The organism is Mycobacterium parmense (genome assembly GCF_010730575.1).
Taxonomy (GTDB): domain Bacteria; phylum Actinomycetota; class Actinomycetes; order Mycobacteriales; family Mycobacteriaceae; genus Mycobacterium; species Mycobacterium parmense.
The window spans coordinates 1,909,645-1,928,583 of record NZ_AP022614.1 but is presented as its reverse complement, the minus strand read 5'-3'; the positions used below and the strand labels follow the sequence as shown (position 1 = coordinate 1,928,583).

4 protein-coding genes are annotated in these 18,939 nt (G+C 71.7%); 3 read left to right on the top strand and 1 reads right to left on the bottom strand.

The genetic code is table 11. The features are described from left to right. Positions 1-4: 4 nt before the first annotated feature. Entirely contained in the window at positions 5-1,135 is a 1,131-nt protein-coding gene (locus tag G6N48_RS08655) for a class I SAM-dependent methyltransferase (RefSeq protein WP_139825910.1), read from the bottom strand. Positions 1,136-1,598: 463 nt separating this feature from the next. Between G6N48_RS08655 and G6N48_RS08650 the strand changes: the two genes are divergently transcribed. From G6N48_RS08650 to G6N48_RS08640, 3 genes are read left to right on the top strand one after another with little or no spacing between them, the layout of a single operon-like run. After that, positions 1,599-1,829 carry an MbtH family protein gene (locus G6N48_RS08650; protein WP_085270694.1) on the top strand — a complete coding sequence of 77 codons (231 nt, stop codon included), beginning with the start codon at positions 1,599-1,601 and terminating at the stop codon, positions 1,827-1,829. Positions 1,830-1,834: 5 nt separating this feature from the next. Continuing rightward, a complete protein-coding gene (locus G6N48_RS08645) occupies positions 1,835-6,391 on the top strand; it encodes a non-ribosomal peptide synthetase (protein ID WP_139825911.1) in 4,557 nt (1,518 codons plus the stop codon). Beyond that, complete coding sequence (locus tag G6N48_RS08640; protein ID WP_139825912.1) at positions 6,378-18,938, top strand: non-ribosomal peptide synthetase; 12,561 nt, start codon at positions 6,378-6,380, stop codon at positions 18,936-18,938. Before G6N48_RS08645 ends, G6N48_RS08640 begins: the two co-directional genes overlap by 14 nt. The last annotated feature ends 1 nt before the right edge of the window (position 18,939 follow it).

Below are 18,939 nucleotides of genomic sequence, written 5' to 3'. Positions count from 1 at the left end.
GCGGCTACGGGCGCAACTGCGAACGCAGGATCCGGTACTCCAGCAGACCCGCCCGGAGTTGCTCGTAGATGGCGGAGCCGGGCAGCGCGAGGAAATTCGCCACGCGGGCGTTGCCGTCGCCGTAGACCTGCGCCCAGTTGTCCTTCGCCTGATCGCGCGACGCCAATACGTTGGCGGTGATATCGCGGTCGGTTTCGGTGACGAAGCCGAGCGCTTTCAGCCGCGCCCGCACGTAGTCCCAGTCGTCGGTGCTCAGAAAGTCGGTGTGCAGAAACCAGGCGCCGGGACGGCAGATCCGGCGGACCTCGTTGAGGAATTTCGGGAGGTTGCCGTAGGAGTGCGACGATTCCACGTTGATGACGGCATCGCAGAACTCGTCGGCCAGCGGAATATTCAACGCATCGCCGACCTGGAAGTCGATCGAATCGCGGTGCGTGCGACGGCAGAAGGCGATGGCCTCCGCTGACATGTCGATGCCGGTTACCCGGGCACTGAATTTCTCGGCGACCTGGGCGCTGTTGCCCCCCCGGCCGCAGCCAATTTCGACCACCGTGCGGTCGTTGAGGTCGACCGGTCCGACGACCTCGAACACCAGCCGGACGGAGTTGGCGTTGAAGGTGCCGTCGCGGATGACGAACGCGGAGTCGTTGTTGGAATCGATCGGCAGGTATCCGTAATTGAGGAAGAATGACGAATCGGCGACTCCGACGTCCTCCAAACGCCGGCTCAGTGAATCATAAAAACTGCGCCATCCGGTGGCGGTGGTGGACAGCAGGTCGTCGGCCAGGTGCGCCGACATTGCCACCGGTGAATCGCCTGCCGATTCGGCCTGCGCCGATGGTTCACTGAGTTGGTCCATTTTGTGTCGCCTCAACCAGATCTGTTTCGCCGATGTTTTGTGGCATGGTGTCGTTGAATCACGAACGCCGGATAGCCGTCGCGTCCACACTAGCGTCGAAGTTTGCGATCTCAAAGGACGGCGTTTTACTCCGGTTGGAGGCCGCGAAATAAGGTCTTCGCCCGGATTGCGGCCTTCGTTCGCCGTCGCCGCCGGGCAGGCAACCGCCTGCCGGCAAACCCGGCGACACGCGGTGCCGGGGCGGGCAGACGACGTCGTCGCGGCGCCGCGCGGCAACTCGCGTGCCGGATCGGTTCGGGTTCCCGGGCCGGCGCGGGCGGGCTGGTCGAGCCCGGGTGGCCGTCGTCGTCGCGGCGGCCGACCGCCGGTAGGCGGGGCGGCAAGCCGCCCGATCACCCGGGGCCGCGGCCCGACATCGCGTCGCGGGGGCCGAGGGCCTCGACGAAAAGCAACCCGGCACCCGGCGATCGATCGGGCGGCGTCTCCGCAATCGCCGCCCGCTGTGGCGGGTGTTCGGTCCCCGCCTCCGGACGGCCGGCACGGCCTTCAGCAAACTGCGGATGGGGGCCTGACAGCGCAGACCGTACCTAACGTCCGCCCCGTCGGGCATCCCGATGCGGCGGTGCCGGCAGATCCGCTCCGACCCTCGAATTCCGCGAAGGCTTAGACAACATATGTCGGGCTCCAGTATGGTTTAAAACCTGTTACACCCATGTCGAGTAGATGGTCTGGAGACGCGGTGAGCATCAACCCGTTCGACGATGACGAGGGCAGTTTTTTCGTCTTGGTCAATAACGAGGAACAGCACAGCCTGTGGCCTGCCTTCGCCGATGTTCCCGCCGGCTGGCGAGTGGCGTATGGCGAAACGGACCGCGCGGCGTGCCTGGACTACATCGAACAGAACTGGACCGATATCAGGCCGAGGAGTCTGCGCGAAAGGTTGGCAGCGGGTCAGGGTCTGGACAGGTAAACCGGATGGAACGTGATGACCGGGCACTCCCGCTGACGCGGGGGCAGCTGGACATTTGGCTTGCGCAGGAAACGGGGCACTCCACAACGGAGTGGCAACTCGGCGTCCTGGTGCGATTCGACGGCACCATCGAGCGCGACGTGCTCGAGCGGGCGATTCGCCACGTGATGCAGGAGGCCGAGCCGGCCCGCGCCGCAATCTTCGAAGCGGACGACGGAGTTTTTCAGAAGGCGCTCGATTACCCCGATTTCGAGGTGGAGTTTCACGACCTGAGTGACTCGCGTCATCCGGTTCAGGAAGCCCGGCGTATGGCATTGGCGATCCAGCACACACCGATGTCGCCGGCCGGACCGCTTTTCAAATATGCGTTATTCCAGACCTGGTCCGACGAATTCTATTTGTTCGGGTGTTTTCACCATATAGTCATCGACGGTACCGGTATAACGCTTCTCGCCCACCGAATTGCGACGGTCTACGCCGCAATCGTATCGGGCGCGCCAATTCCTCCCGCTTTTTTCGGCACGCTCGGGGATTTGGTCCGCTGCGAGTCGGAGTACGAAGCGTCCGCCGACTACCTCGAGGACCGGGCCTACTGGACGGAGCACCTGCCCCCGGAGAGCGGACCGCACAACCGCTCGCCCCAGACCGAGGCTGACGGGGACGCCTACCTGCCGTCCGCGACCGTTCGGCTGGACCCCGCGGTGCTTCGACAAGCCCACGAACTGTCCCGTGCCTGGAACGTGCCGCAATCGAGCTTCGTCACCGCGGCCTGCGCGCTGCTGGTTCGCGGATGGTGCGCCGAGGGCTCGGAGGTGGTGTTCGACTTCCCCGTCAGCAGGCGAGTGCGTCGGGATTCCAAAACGCTGCCCGGAATGGTTTCCGGGATGGTGCCGCTGGTGTTGAAGGTATCCCCGGAATCCACGGTGGCCGGCTTTTGCAAGCTCGTCGATATGCGGGTACGAGAAGCGCTGCAGCATCAGCGATTCCCGGTGCACGCCCTTGAGCGCAAAGCTCGCCTCCGGGGCCCGGAGCAGCCGGGCGAAAGGGTGAGCGTCAATTTCCTGCCGTCCAAAATGACCATGGATTTCGCCGGGGTGGAGGCGTCGGCGTCTTTTACCAATCCCGGCCAGGTCGGCGATTTCGGGCTGATCTTCTCCGGTGCAGGTGACCAGCTTTCGCTCAGCACCTCCGGCGCCTGCGGCCCATTGGCGAACTTCGAAGTCGCCGATCTGGCCAAACGGCTCGAGCGGGTGCTGGCGGCGATGGTCGCCGATCCGCAGCGGCGGTTGTCGTCGATCGCCGTGCTGGACGAGGGCGAGCGACTCCGCCTCGACGGCTGGGGCAACCGGACGCAGGGCATCCAGCCCGCGACGCGGGACACGTCGATCCCGGCGGCGTTCGCCGCCCAGGCCGCGCGCACGCCCGAGTCGGTGGCGGTCACGTGCGAGGAACGGTCGCTGACGTACGCGGAGCTCGACGGCGCGGCGAACCGCCTGGCGAACCTGCTGGCCGGCCGCGGTGTGGGCCCGGGGCAGCGGGTGGCGCTGGTGCTGCCGCGGTCGGCCGAGGCGATCGTGGCGATGCTCGCGGTGGCGAAGACCGGGGCGACGTACGTGCCGATCGACCCGGCGGTGCCGGCGGCGCGGATGCGGTTCGTGCTCGACGATTCCGCGCCGGTGGCCGCGGTCACCACCGCCGCCCTGGCCGACCGGCTGGACGGATGCGCCGCGGCGGTCGTCGACGTCGACGACCCCGCGCTGGCCGGCGACCCCGGCACCCCGCCGCCCGGACCGGCCCCCGACGATGTCGCCTACATCATCTACACCTCGGGCACGACGGGCGCGCCCAAGGGGGTGGCGATCCCGCACCGCAACGTGACCCGGCTGCTTGCCACCCTGGACGCCGGCATGGGCCTGGCCGGGCAGGTGTGGACGCAGTGCCACTCGCTGGCGTTCGACTTCTCGGTGTGGGAGATCTGGGGCGCGCTGCTGTTCGGCGGGCGGGTGGTCGTGGTGCCCGACGCCGTGGTGCGGTCCCCGGAAGATCTGCACGCCCTGCTGGTGGCCGAGCAGGTGACGATCCTGAGCCAGACCCCGTCGGCGTTCTATGCACTGCAGAGCGCCGACGCCGCGCAGCCCGGGCCGCGGGCGGAGCTCGCGCTCGAGGCGGTGGTGTTCGGCGGCGAAGCGCTCGAACCCCAGCGCCTGCGGCCCTGGCTGGACAACCACCCGGCCGCACCGCGCCTGATCAACATGTATGGCATCACCGAGACGACGGTGCACGCCTCCTTCCGCGAGATCGTCGCCGACGACGTGGACACCGCCGTCAGCCCCATCGGGGTGCCGCTGGCCCACCTGGGCTTCTTCGTGCTCGACGGCTGGCTGCAGCCGGTGCCGGCGGGCGTGGTCGGCGAGTTGTACGTGACCGGCGCCGGTCTGGCGGACGGCTACGTGGGTCGCGCCGGGCTGTCCGCGACGCGGTTCGTGGCCTGCCCGTACGGGGCGCCCGGCGCCCGCATGTATCGCACCGGAGACCTGGTGTGGTGGGGCGCCGACGGGCAGCTGCGCTACGTGGGCCGCGCCGACAAGCAGGTCAAGATCCGCGGCTACCGCATCGAGCTCGGCGAGATCCAGGCGGCACTGGCCGCCCTCGACGGCGTCGAGCAGGCCGTCGTCATCGCCCGGGAGGACCGCCCCGGCGACAAGCGCCTGGTGGGTTACGTGACCGGGGGCGCGGACCCGGCGGCAGCCCGCACCGCGCTGGCCGAGCGGTTGCCGGCCTACATGGTCCCGGCCGCGGTGGTGGCTTTGGACGCGCTGCCGCTGACGGTCAACGGCAAGCTCGACACCCGCGCGCTGCCGGCGCCGGAGTACCAGGACGGCGGGCAATATCGCCCCCCTGCCGACGCGGTGGAAGAGATCCTGGCCGGCATCTACGCGCAGGTGCTCGGGCTCGAACGCGTCGGGGTCGACGAGTCGTTCTTCGAGCTCGGCGGCGACAGCATCCTGTCGATGCAGGTGGTGGCCCGGGCGCGCGCCGCGGGGGTGGTGTGCCGGCCGCGCGACATCTTCGTCGAGCAGACCGTGGCCCGGCTGGCCCGGGTCGCCGCGGTGGTCGACGGTGCCGCCGACGCGATCGACGAGGGGGTGGGCCCGGTGGTGCCCACGCCGATCATCTCCTGGCTGCACAGCATCGACGGCCCCGTCGACCAGTTCAACCAGACCGTCGTGGTACAGGCGCCCGTCGGAACGACCGAGGCCGACGTGGTGGTTGTGCTGCAGGCCCTGTTGGATCGGCATGCGATGCTGCGGCTGCGCGTCGACGAGGGGGCCGACGGCGCGTGGTCGTTGCAGGTGCCCGAGCCGGGGTCGGTGGACGCCCGGCACTGCCTGCACGCGGTGCAGGTGCTCTCGGAGGAGGCCCTGATCGAGGCGCGGTCGCGGTTGAACCCGGCCGCCGGGGTGATGCTGAGCGCGCTGTGGGTCGCCTCCACGGGCCGCCTGGTGGCGATCGTCCACCACCTCGCCGTTGACGGGGTGTCGTGGCGGATCCTGCTCGAGGACCTCAACCTCGCCTGGGCCCAGCACCGTGGCGGCCAGCAGCTGGTGCTGCCGGCGCCGGGGACGTCGTTCGCGCGGTGGGCCTCGCTGCTGGCCGAGCACGCGCACCGCCCCGACGTCGTCGGGCAGGCCGAGACCTGGCAACGCATCGCGGCGATGCCCTCCGCGCTGCCGGCGGTGCAGCCCGCGGTGGACACCTACGTCAGCGCCGGCAACCTGGCCGCGCAGCTCGACGTCGAGACGAGCCGCATGCTGCTGGGCGAGGTGCCGGCCGCGTTCCACGCCGGAATCCACGAGATCCTGTTGATCGCGTTCGCCTTGGCCTGCGCGGAGTTCCTGGGCACCGCCGGCGCGCCGGTCGTGATCGACGTGGAGGGGCACGGGCGCCAGGAGGAGTTGGCCGATGACGTCGACCTCTCCCGCACCGTCGGGTGGTTCACCACCAAGTACCCCGTCGCGATCGACGTCGGCGGGCTGTCGTGGGCTCAGGTGGTGGCCGGTGACGCGGGGCTGGGCGCGGTGGTCAAAGACGCCAAAGAGCAGCTTCGGGCCCTGCCGGACGGATTGACCTACGGCGTCCTTCGCTACCTGAACGACGACGTCGACCTCGACGGCTCCGACCCGCCGATCGCGTTCAACTATCTCGGGCGCGCAGCGGCGGGGACCGAGGCGTCCGGTGACATGTGGGAGATCTGCGAGGACGGCCTGTCCCTGATCGACGCCAGCGCGCGGTTGCCCATGCCGCTGGCGCACACCGTCGAGCTCAACGCCGCGACGGTGGACGCCTACACCGGCCCCTACCTGCACGCCGGGTGGAAGTGGGCGCCCTCCGCCCTGAACGAGGCGCAGGTCAGCCGGTTGAGCCGATTGTGGTTCGACGCCCTGGCCGGCATCTGTGCGCATGTGCGCGGCGGCGGGGGCGGGTTGACACCTTCGGATATCGCTGCCGGCCTCACCCAGCAGCAGATCGACGAGTTGCAGCGGCAGTATGCGGATAGCTGACGTCCTACCGCTGACGCCCCTACAGCAGGGGCTGCTCTTCCATGCCAGCACCGCGCACGGGGACGACGACGTGTACGCGGTGCAGCTTCAGATCGCGTTGAGCGGCCGGCTCGACAGGCATCGCCTGCGCGACGCGGTGCAGGCGGTGGGCGTCCGTCACCCGAACCTGGCGGCCCGGTTCTCCGAGAAGTTCGACAAGCCGGTCCAGATCATCCCGGCCGATCCCGTCGTGCCGTGGCGCTACGTCGACCTCGGCGACGGCGGACCCGGTCTCGCCGGGCAGATCGAGCAGGTGTGCGCCGAGGAACGCGCTGCGGTCTGCGACATCGCGCGCCAGCCGGCCTTCCGGGCCGCGCTCATCGCGACCGCGCAGGACCAGCACCGGCTGGTGCTGACCAATCACCACATCGTGCTCGACGGGTGGTCGCTGCCGATCCTGCTGGGCGAGATCTTCGCGGGCTACTACGGGCAGCGGCTACCCGCGCCGGTCCCGTATCGCAGGTTCGTCACCTGGCTGGCCGGCCGCGACCTCGACGCCGCGCGCGCGGCGTGGGGGGAGGTGCTGGCCGGTTTCGACGAACCCACACTGGTGGGTCCGCCGGGCCGGCCGGAACCGGGCCCGCGGGGGGTCGCGTCGTTCCGGGTGGCCGAGCAGACCACGCGCGGGCTCGGCGACCTGGCGCGCTCGCATCACACCACCGTCAGCACCGTGCTGCAGGCAGCCTGGGCGCAGCTGCTGACGTGGTTGACCGGCCGGCACGACGTCGCCTTCGGCACGACCGTGTCGGGCAGGCCCCCCGAGGTGCTCGGGGCGGACTCGATGGTGGGGCTGTTCATCAACACCGTGCCGGTGCGGGCGCGCGTCGACGCGGCCACCACCACCGTCGACCTGATCGACCAGCTGCAGGACGCCTACAACCAGACGCTCGAGCACCAGCACCTGGCCCTGAGCGAGCTGCACCGCGTCACCGGCCAGGAGCAGCTTTTCGACACGTTCTTCGTCTATGAGAACTACCCGCTGGACGCCGCGGCGCTGTCCGGCGCCGACGGGCTCGCCATCACCGACTTCACCCACCGCGAGTACAACCACTACCCGCTCGCGATCCAGGCGCTGCCGGGTACCGAACTCGGTCTGCGCGTCGAGTACGACACCGAGGTGTTCGACGCGGCCCGCGTCGCGACCCTGATCGAGCGACTGGAGCGGGTGCTGGCGGTCATGGTCGCCGACCCGGGGCGGAGGTTGTCGTCGATCGACGTGCTGGACGACGGCGAGCGCCTGCGCCTGGACCGCTGGGGCAACCGGGCGGGACTGACCGGGCCGACGCGGGTGCCGGTGTCGATTCCGGTGGCGTTCGGCGCGCAGGTGGCGCGCGCGCCGGAGGCGGTGGCGGTGACGTCCGGCGGCGTGTCGCTGACCTACCGCAAGCTGAACGACGCGGCGAACCGGCTGGCGCACCTGCTGGCCGCCCACGGTGTCGGGGCGGGGCGGCGCGTCGCGCTGTTGCTGCCCCGCAGTGCCGACGCGATCGTGGCGATGCTGGCGGTGCTCAAGACCGGGGCGACGTACGTGCCGATCGACCCGGCGGTGCCGGCGGCGCGGATGCGGTTCGTCCTCGACGATTCGGCGCCGGTGGCCGCGGTCACCACGGCGGGTCTGGCCGACCGGCTGCACGGGTGCGCCCTGACCGTGATCGACGTCAACGACCCCGCCGTCGACAGCCAGCCCAGCACCGCGCTGCGCGCACCTTCCCCCGACGACACCGCCTACATCATCTACACGTCCGGCACGACGGGCACCCCCAAGGGGGTGGCGATCCCGCACCGCAACGTGACCCGGCTGCTGGAGAGCCTGGACGCCGACCTCGAGCTGGCCGGACAGGTGTGGACGCAGTGCCACTCGCTGGCGTTCGACTTCTCGGTGTGGGAGATCTGGGGCGCGCTGCTGTACGGCGGGCGGCTGGTGGTGGTGCCCGATGCGGTCGTCCGGTCGCCGGAGGACCTGCACGCCCTGCTGGCGGCCGAGCAGGTCAGCGTGTTGAGCCAGACCCCGTCGGCGTTCTACGCGCTGCAAAGCGCCGACGCCGTCCAACCCGAGCCGCAACCCCAGCTCAAGCTCGAGGCTGTGGTGTTCGGCGGCGAGGCGCTCGAACCGCCGCGCCTGCGGCCCTGGCTGGACAACCACCCCGGGATGCCGCGGCTGATCAACATGTACGGCATCACCGAGACCACGGTGCATGCGTCGTTCCGCGAGATCGCGGCCGGTGACGTCGACGGCACCGTCAGCCCCATCGGGGTGCCGCTGGCCCACCTGGGCTTCTTCGTGCTCGACGGCTGGCTGCGCCCGGTGCCGGCCGGTGTGGTGGGGGAGTTGTACGTGGCGGGCGCCGGGCTGGCGGACGGCTACGTGGGCCGGGCGGGCCTGTCCGCGACGCGGTTCGTGGCCTGCCCGTACGGGGCGCCCGGCGCCCGGATGTACCGGACCGGAGACCTGGTGTGGTGGGGTCCGGACGGGCAGCTGTGCTACGTCGGGCGCGCCGACAAGCAGGTCAAGATCCGCGGCTACCGCATCGAGCTCGGCGAGGTCCAGGCGGCGCTGGCCGCCGTCGACGGCGTCGAGGGCGCCGCGGTGATCGCGCGCGAGGACCACCCCGGCGACAAGCGGCTGGTGGGTTATGTGACCGGGACCGCGGATCCGGCCGCCGTGCGCGCGGCGCTGGCCGAGCGGCTGCCGGCCTACATGGTTCCGGCCGCGGTGGTCGCGCTGGACGCGCTGCCGCTGACCGTCAACGGCAAACTCGACACCCGCGCCCTGCCGGCGCCGGAATACCAGGACTCGGGCCACTACCGCGCCCCGGGCAGCCTCACCGAGGAGATCCTCGCCGGAATCTACGCCCAGGTGCTGGGCGTGGAGCGGGTCGGCGTGGACGACTCGTTCTTCGACCTGGGCGGGGATTCGCTGTCGGCGATGCGCCTGGTCGCGGCGGTCAACGCCGGCCTGGACGCCGGCCTGTCGGTGCGCACGCTCTTCGAGGCGCCCACCGTGGCCCGGCTGGCGCCGCGGATCGGCGGGGACGAGGGGCGGCTGGACCCGCTGGTGGCGGTCGAGCGGCCCGCGGTCGTCCCGTTGTCGTTCTCCCAGAACCGGTTGTGGTTCCTCGACCAGCTGCAAGGGCCCTCCGCGATCTACAACATGGCGGTGGCGCTGCGGTTGTGCGGACCGCTCGATGCCGAGGCGCTGGGCGCGGCGCTGGCCGACGTCGTGGCGCGGCACGAGAGCCTGCGCACGCTGTTCGCGGCGCCCGAAGGGATACCGCGGCAGCTGGTGGTCCAAGCCGCGGACGCCGACTTCGGCTGGGAGATCGTCGATGCCACGGGCTGGCCGCAGGCCCGGGTAGCCGAGGCGCTCGGCGAGGTGGCGCGGCACCACTTCGATCTGGCGACCGAGATCCCCATGCGGGCAAGGCTTTTCCGCGTCGGCGAGGACGAGCATGTGCTGGTGGCCGTGGTGCACCACATCGCCGCCGACGGTTTGTCGCTCGCGCCGCTGGTGCACGACCTGGGCGTCGCCTACCCCAGCCGGTGCGCCGGGCAGGCGCCCGGTTGGCCCGACCTGCCGGTGCAGTACATCGACTACACGCTGTGGCAGCGCGCGCAGTTCGGCGACCTCGACGACCCGGGCAGCCTGATCGCCGCGCAGCTGGCGTACTGGCGCGAGGCGCTGGCGGGGATGCCCGAGCGGTTGCAGCTGCCGACCGATCGGCCGTACCCGCCCGTGGCCGACCAACGCGGTGCCAGCGTCACGCTCGAGTGGCCCGTCGAGCTGCAGCAACGGATCGCGCGGGTGGCCCGCGCGCACAACGCCACCAGCTTCATGGTGGTCCAGGCCGCGCTGGCCGTGCTGCTGGCCAAGCTCAGCGCGAGTTCCGATGTGGCGGTGGGATTCCCGATCGGAGGCCGCCGCGACCCGGCCCTCGACGAGCTGGTCGGCTTCTTCGTCAACACGCTGGTGTTGCGGGTCGAGCTGGCCGGCGATCCCACGGTCGCCGAGGTGCTGGCTCAGGTGCGCACGCGCAGCCTGGCCGCCTACGAGCACCAGGACGTGCCTTTCGAAGTCGTCGTGGACCGGCTAAACCCCACCCGGTCGCTGACCCACCACCCCCTGGTCCAGGTGATGCTGGCGTGGCGGAATCTGCCCGCCGAGGCCAGCGACCACATCGCCGTCGCCCTGGGCGATCTGCAGATCACCCAGCTGCCGCTGGACACCGGGACGGCCCGCGTGGACTTGGCGTTCTCGCTGGCCGAACGCTGGAACCGCGGCGGTGAGCCCACCGGAATCGAAGGGGCGGTGGAGTTCCGGACGGACGTGTTCGACGCCGCCAGCATCGAGGTGCTCATCGAGCGGCTGCGGCGGGTGCTGGTGGCGATGACCGCCGACCCGGCGCGCCGCCTCTCGTCGGTGGACGTGCTCGATCAGGCCGAGCACGCGCACCTGGACGACGTGGGCAACCGCGCCGTGTGCAACCAGGACGCCGCGGCCGCGGTGTCGGTGCCCGTGATGTTCGCCGCCCAGGTCGCCCGCGCCCCGGAGGCGGTGGCGGTGACCTTCGCGGGCCGGGACATGACGTACCGGCAACTCGACGAAGCGGCGAACCGGTTGGCGCACCTGCTCTCCGAGCGCGGTGTGGGCCCCGGCGCGTGCGTGGCGCTGCTGCTGGAACGCTCCGCCCGGGCCGTCGTGGCCATGCTGGCGGCGCTCAAGGCCGGCGCGGCGTACCTCGCGATCGACCCGGCGCTGCCGGCGGCCCGCATGGAGTTCATGCTCGACGACGCGGCGCCGCGCGTGGTCCTCACCACCGCGCAGCTGCGGCCGCGGCTCGACGGGCGCGGCCTCACGGTGATCGACGTCGACGACCCCGCCGTCGACACCCGGCCGGCCACCGCGTTGCCCGCACCCGGTCCCGACGACATCGCCTACCTGATCTACACCTCGGGCACCACCGGCACGCCCAAAGGCGTGGCGGTCGCCCACCGCAACCTGGCCCACCTCGCGGAGTCGTCGCACCCGCATCTGCCGCCGGCGCAGGTGTGGACCCAGTGCCACTCCTACGCCTTCGACTTCTCGGTGTGGGAGATCTGGGCCGCGCTGCTGGGCGGGGGGCGGCTGGTCGTCGTCCCCGAGTCGGTGGTGGGCTCGCCGGACGACTTCCACGACCTGCTGATCGACGAGCGGGTCAACGTGCTCACCCAAACCCCGTCGGCGGTCATCGCGCTCGACCCGCACGGCCTGGAGTCGGTGGCGTTGCTGCTCGGCGGGGAGGCGTGCCCGGCTGAGGTGGTGGACCAGTGGGCGCCGGGGCGGGTGGTGGTCAACGCCTACGGCCCGACCGAGGCGACGGTCTACGCGTCGATGAGCGCCCCGCTGGAGCCGGGGTCCGTCGGGGCCGGCGTGGCGCCGATCGGTGCGCCGGTGTCGACCGCGGCGCTGTTCGTGCTCGACGAGCGGCTCCGGCCGGTGCCGGCGGGCGTGGTCGGCGAGCTGTACGTGGCCGGGCGCGGCGTGGGCGTCGGCTATGTCGGCCGCACCGGCCTGACGGCTTCGCGGTTCGTCGCCTGCCCCTTCGGCCGGCCCGGGGCGCGCATGTACCGGACCGGGGACCTGGTGCGGTGGCGGCCCGACGGGCAGCTGCAGTACCTCGGGCGCGCCGACGAGCAGGTCAAGATCCGCGGGTACCGCATCGAGCCGGGCGAGATTCAGGCCGTGCTGGCCGGGCTCGACGGGGTGGAGCAGGCGGTGGTGATCGCCCGCGAGGACCGGCCCGGCGACAAGCGCCTGGTCGGATACGTCACCGGGACGGCGGATCCGGTCAAGGCACGCGCCGCGCTGGCCGAGCGGCTGCCGGGCTACATGGTCCCGTCCGCGATCGTCGCGGTCGAGGAGCTGCCCCTGACGGTCAGCGGCAAGCTCGACCGGCGCGCGCTGCCGGCGCCGGACTACCAGGGCGTCGACTCCTACCGCGCGCCGGCCACCGTCGCCGAGGAGATCCTGGCCGGCATCTACGCGCGGGTGCTGGGCGTGCAGCGCGTCGGGGCGGACGACTCGTTCTTCGATCTGGGCGGTGATTCGCTGTCGGCGATGCGCCTGATCGCGGCGGTGAACGCCGGTCTGGACGGGGGCCTTTCCGTGCGCGCCCTTTTCGAGGCGCCCACGGTGGCCCAGCTGGCGCTGCGCCTGGGCGCGGGCGGGGGCCGGCTGGAGCCGCTGGTGGCCGGCAGGCGGCCCGCGGTGGTCCCGCTGTCGTTCGCCCAGAACCGGTTGTGGTTCCTCGGCGAGCTGCAGGGGCCCTCGCCGATCTACAACCTCGCGGTGGCGTTGCGGCTGCGCGGAGCGCTGGACGCCGACGCCCTGGGCGCGGCGCTGGGCGACGTGGTGGAGCGCCACGAGAGCCTGCGGACGCTGTTCGCCGCGCCCGGAGGAATACCGCGGCAGGTGGTGGCGCCCGCCGCTTACGCCGACTTCGGCTGGCACGTCGTCGACGCCGCGGGCTTCTCGGCGGACCGGCTGGGTGAGGCCATCGAAGCCGTCACGCGTCACCCATTCGACCTGGCCGCCGAGATCCCGCTGCGCGCACAGCTTTTCCGCGTCGCCGACGACGACCACGTGCTGGTGGCCGTGGTGCACCACATCGCCGCCGACGGCGCGTCGATCGCCCCGCTGGTGCGCGATCTGGGGGTGGCCTATGCCAGCCGGTGCGCGGGCGAGGCGCCCGGGTGGCAGCGGCTGCCGGTGCAGTACGTCGATTACACGCTGTGGCAGCGCGCGCAGCTCGGCGACCTGTCCGACAGCCACAGCCGCATCGCCGCGCAACTGGCCTACTGGGAGGATGCCCTGGCCGGCATGCCCGAGCGGCTGGTGCTTCCCACGGACCGCCCGTACCCGCCCGTCGCCGACTACCGCGGCGCCCAGGTCGCGGTGGACTGGCCGGCGGAGCTGCAGCAGCGGGTGGCCCGGGTCGCGCGCGAGCACAACGCGACCAGCTTCATGGTGGTCCAGGCCGCGCTGGCGGTGCTGCTGGCCAAGCTCAGCGCGAGTTCCGATGTGGCGGTTGGCTTCCCGATCGCCGGCCGGCGTGACCCCGCACTGGACGAGCTGGTGGGATTCTTCGTCAACACGCTGGTGTTGCGGGTCGAGCTGGCCGGCGATCCCAGCGTCGCCGAGCTGCTGGCCCAGGTGCGCACGCGCAGCCTGGCCGCCTACGAGCACCAGGACGTGCCCTTCGAGGTGCTGGTGGAGCGGCTCAACCCCGCCCGGAGCCTGACGCATCACCCGCTGGTGCAGGTCATGCTGGCCTGGCAGAACTGGCAGGGCGCGAACCCGGGGGAGGCCGGCGATCCGAACGCCGGGCTGGCGCTGGGTGACCTGGAGGTCACACCGCTGCCGGTGGACACCCGGACCGCCCGCGTGGACCTGTCGTTCTCCCTGAACGAGCGCCGGAGCGAATCCGGTGACCCCACCGGCATCGGCGGCGTGGTCGAATACCGCACCGACGTATTCGACGCGGCCAGCGTCACCGCCCTGGTCGATCGGTTGCGGCGGGTCCTGGACGCGATGACCACCGACCCGCAGCGCCGGCTGTCGTCGGTCGACGTGCTCGACGAGCGTGAGCGCGCCCGCCTCGAGGGCTGGGGCAATCGTGCGGAGTCGCCGCAAACCGTTCCGGTGCAGCCCATTCCGGCGTTGTTCGCCGCCCAGGTCGCGCGCACTCCCGGGGCGGCGGCGGTGACGTTCGAGGGTCGGTCGCTGACGTACGCGGAGCTCGACGGCGCGGCGAACCGGTTGGCGAACCTGCTGGCCGGCCGCGGGGTGGGGCCGGGGCAGCGGGTGGCGCTGCTGTTCTCCCGGTCGATCGAGGCGATCGTCGGCATCTTCGCGGTGTTGAAGACCGGCGCGGCCTACGTGCCGATCGACCCGGCGGTGCCGGCGGCCCGGATCGACTTCGTCCTGGACGATTCCGCGCCGATCGCGGCGGTCACCACCGCCGAGTTCGCCGGCCGCCTCGACGGGCGCGACCTGTTCGTCGTCGAGGTCGACGACCCTGCCGTCGACGCCGAGCCCACCACCAACGCGCTGCCCGGGCCCGCGCCCGACGACATCGCCTACCTCATCTACACCTCGGGCACGACGGGAACCCCCAAGGGGGTGGCCGTCCCGCACCGCAACGTCGCCCGGCTGCTGGCCACCCTGGACGCCGAAATGGGCCTGGCGCAACGGGTTTGGTCGCAGAGCCATTCCCTGGCGTTCGACTTCTCGGTGTGGGAGATCTTCGGCGCGCTGCTGCACGGCGGGCGGCTGGTGGTGGTGCCCGACGCGGTGGCGCGCTCGCCGGAAGACTTTCGCGCCCTGCTGGTCGCCGAACGGGTCAGCGTGTTGAGCCAGACCCCCGCGGCGTTCTACGCGCTACAGAGCGCCGACGCGCTGCAGCCCGATTCGGGGCCCCGGCTCGCGCTCGAGGCGGTGGTGTTCGGCGGCGAGGCGCTCGAGCCGCTGCGCCTGCGGCCCTGGCTGGACAAGCACCCCGGGCTGCCGCGGCTGATCAACATGTACGGCATCACCGAGACCACGGTGCACGCCTCCTTCCGTGAGATCGTCGCCGACGATGTGCACAGCACCGTCAGCCCCATCGGGGTGCCGCTGGCCCACCTGGGCTTCTTCGTGCTCGACGGCTGGCTGCGCCCGGTGCCGGCGGGCGTGGTCGGCGAGTTGTATGTGACCGGCGCCGGGCTCGCCTACGGTTATGTCGGCCGCGCCGGGCTGTCCGCGACACGGTTCGTGGCCTGTCCGTTCGCCGAGCCGGGGGCGCGCATGTACCGCACCGGCGACCTGGTCGCCTGGGGCGCCGACGGGCAGCTGCGCTACGTCGGGCGCGCCGACGAGCAGGTCAAGATCCGCGGCTACCGCATCGAGCTCGGCGAGGTTCGCGCGGCACTGGCGGCCCTGGACCGGGTGGAGCAGGCCGTCGTGATCGCCCGCGAGGACCGCCCCGGCGACAAGCGGCTGGTGGGCTACATCACCGGACAGGTCGATCCCGCCGGAGCGCGCGCCGCGCTGGCCGAGCGGCTGCCGGCCTACATGGTCCCGGCCGCGGTGGTGGCCCTGGACGCGCTGCCGCTGACACCCAACGGCAAGCTCGACACCCGCGCGCTGCCGGCGCCGGAATACCAGGACACCGGACACTACCGCGCCCCCGCGACTCCGCTCGAGGAGATCCTGGCCGGCATCTACGCCCAGGTGTTGGGGCTGGAGCGGGTCGGGGTCGACGAGTCGTTCTTCGAGCTCGGTGGCGACAGCATCCTGTCGATGCAGGTGGTGGCCCGGGCGCGCGCCGCGGGGGTGGTGTGTCGGCCGCGCGACATCTTCGTCGAGCAGACCGTCTCCGGGCTGGCGCGGGTCGCCGGGGTGGTCGACGGTGCCGACGACGCGATCGACGAGGGTGTCGGGCCGGTGCCGGCCACCCCCATCATCTGGTGGCTGCACAGCGTCGACGGCCCGGTGGAGCAGTTCAACCAGACGATGGTGCTGCAAGCTCCGGCGGGCGTCAGCGAGGCCGACGCGGTGCTGGTGGTCCAGGCCCTGATCGACCGCCATGCCATGTTGCGGCTGCGCGTCGACGACGACGGGGCGGGCGGGTGGTCGCTGGAGGCGTCCGAGGTGGGGTCGGTGGACGCCCGCGCGTGCCTGCTGGCGGTGGAGGAGTTGTCCGACGACGCTGTGGTCCGGGCGCGCTCGCGGCTCAACCCCGCCGCCGGGATCGTCCTCAGCGCACTCTGGGCGGAGTCGACCGGGCAGTTGGCGCTGATCGTCCATCACCTCGCCGTCGACGGAGTGTCGTGGCGAATCCTGTTGGAAGACATGAACATTGCGCTGTCGCAGCATCGCGGTGGGCAGCAGGTGGTGTTGCCGGCGCCGGGCACGTCGTTCGCCCGGTGGGCCGCGCTGCTGGCCGAGTACGCGCACCGGCCCGACGTCGTCGGCCAGGCCGACGCCTGGCGGCGGATCGCGGCGACCAAGCCCGCGCTGCCCGCCGTGCGACCGGGCGTCGACACGTTCGCCACCGCCGGCAACCTGGCGGCGCTGCTGGACGCCGAGACCACCCGGATGCTGCTGGGCGAGGTGCCGGCGGCGTTTCGGGCCGGCGTCCACGACATCCTGCTGATCGCGTTCGCCCTGGCGTGGGCGCAGTTCCTGGGCACCGGTGGCGCGCCGATCGGTATCGACGTGGAGGGTCACGGCCGCGACGAGGAACTGGCCGGCCCGGGCGAACGGATCGACCTCTCGCGAACGGTGGGCTGGTTCACCGCCAAGTACCCCGTCGCGCTTCGCGTCGGCACGCTGGACTGGGCTCAGGTGGTGGCCGGGGACGCGGCCCTGGGTGCCGTCATCAAGGACGCCAAGGAACAACTCCGCGGCGTGCCGGATCCGCTCAGCTACGGCGCGCTGCGCTACCTCAACGGCGAGGTCGACCTGGGCGAGTCCGACCCGCCCATCGGTTTCAACTATCTGGGCCGGCTGGGTGCGGCCTCGGACGCCTCCGGTGACATGTGGCGGGCCTGCCGCGACAGCTGGTCGGTCACGGCCGCCGCCGTGGCGATCCCCATGCCGCTGGCGCACACCGTCGAGCTCAACGCCGGCACCGTGGACTCCGAGACCGGCCCGCAACTGCAGGCCGGCTGGACGTGGGCGCCGTCGGCGCTGGAACACGCGCAGGTCAGCAGGCTCAGCAGGCTGTGGTTCGACGCGCTGACCGGAATCTGCGCGCACGTGCGCGACGGTGGCGGCGGCCTGACACCCTCGGACGTCGCGCCCGCGCGCCTGAGCCAGCAGCAGCTCGACGCCCTCTGCCGCCAGTACGCCGTCGGCGACGTGCTGCCGTTGACCCCGCTGCAGCAGGGATTGCTTTTCCACGCCGGCGCCGCACAGGTCAACGACGACCACGTGTACGCGGTGCAGCTCGACATCGCGCTGAGCGGCCCGCTCGACGAGCATCGCCTGCGCGAAGCGGTGCAGACGGTGGCGACCCGCCACCCGAACCTGCTGGCCCGCTTCTGCCCACAGTTCGACGAGCCGGTGCAGGTGGTCCCGGCCGATCCCGTGGCCCCGTGGCGATACGTCGAGCTGGAGGCCGGCGGCCTCGACGCCGACCAGCAGGTCGAACGGGTGTGCGCCGCCGAGCGGGCCGCGGTGTGCGAGATCGCCGACGGCGGGCCGGCCTTCCGGGCGGCGCTGATCCGCACCGGGGACGACCGGCACCGGTTCGTGCTCACCAACCACCACATCGTGCTGGACGGCTGGTCGCTGCCGATCCTGCTGCGGGAATTGTTCGCCTGTTACTTCGGCCAATGGTTGCCGGCCGCCGTGCCCTACCGGCGGTTCTTCACCTGGCTGGCCGGCCGGGATCGCGACGCCGCCCGGGCGGCCTGGCGTGAGGCGATGGCCGGTTTCGACACCCCGACCCTGGTCGGCCCGCCGGACCGGTTGGGGCTGGGCCGGCGCGGGGTCGAGGCGGTGCGCATACCCGAGCAGACCACATCGGCCGTCGGCGAGCTGGCGCGCTCGTGCCACACCACCGTCAACACCGTGCTGCAGGCCGCCTTCGCCCAGCTGCTGATGGGCTGGACCGGCCAGCGCGACGTGGCCTTCGGCGCCGTGATCTCGGGGCGGCCCGCCGAGGTGGCGGGCGCGGACTCGATGGTGGGCCTGCTGATCAACACGGTCCCGGTGCGGGCGACCGTCGGCGAGGCGACCACCACCGAAGACCTGCTCGCCCAACTGCAGAGCGCCCACAATCACACCCTCGAACACCAGCACCTGGGGCTCGGCGAAATCCACCGGGTCACCGGCCACAAGACACTGTTCGACACCGTCTTCGTCTACGAGAACTACCCGATCGACACCGCCGCGCTGTCGGGCGTCGACGGGCTGGCCGTGACCGGGCTGACCAACCGGGACCACTATCACTACCCGCTCACCATCCAGGCCGTGCCGGGCCGCGAACTCGATCTCCGCGTCCAGTACCGTGCGGACGTCTTCGACGCCGCCACCATCGCGGCGCTGGTCGAGCGCTTCGAGCGGCTGCTGGTCGCCATGACGGCCGAGCCGACGCGGCCGCTGGCGTCGATGGACCTTGTGGAGGGCGGCCGGCACGCGCGCTTCGCCGGGTGCGCCCACCCGGCGGCGCTGCCGGCACCCGAGCCCCCGGCGGGCGAGGCGCGGCGCGACCCGTCGACCTGGGTCGAACAAATCCTGGCCAGCATCTACGCGCAGGTGCTGGGGGTGGACCGCGTCGGGATCGACGAGTCGTTCTTCGACCTGGGCGGGGATTCGCTGTCCGCGCTGCGGGTGGTCGCCGCGATCAACGCGGCGATCGACGCCCGACTGGGAGTGCAGGCCCTAGTGGAGGCCCCGACCGTGGCGGGCCTGAGCCGGCGGCTGGACAGCCCCGCCGGCGCCGTGGCGGAACTGCCCGCCGTGAGCCCGGCCGCCGACCTGTAGG

Bases quoted from the DNA above. Each gene is read 5' to 3' on its own strand.
- G6N48_RS08645 (WP_139825911.1), top strand. From the start codon at position 1,835: ATGGAACGTGATGACCGGGCACTCCCGCTGACGCGGGGGCAGCTGGAC.
- G6N48_RS08640 (WP_139825912.1), top strand. From the start codon at position 6,378: ATGCGGATAGCTGACGTCCTACCGCTGACGCCCCTACAGCAGGGGCTG.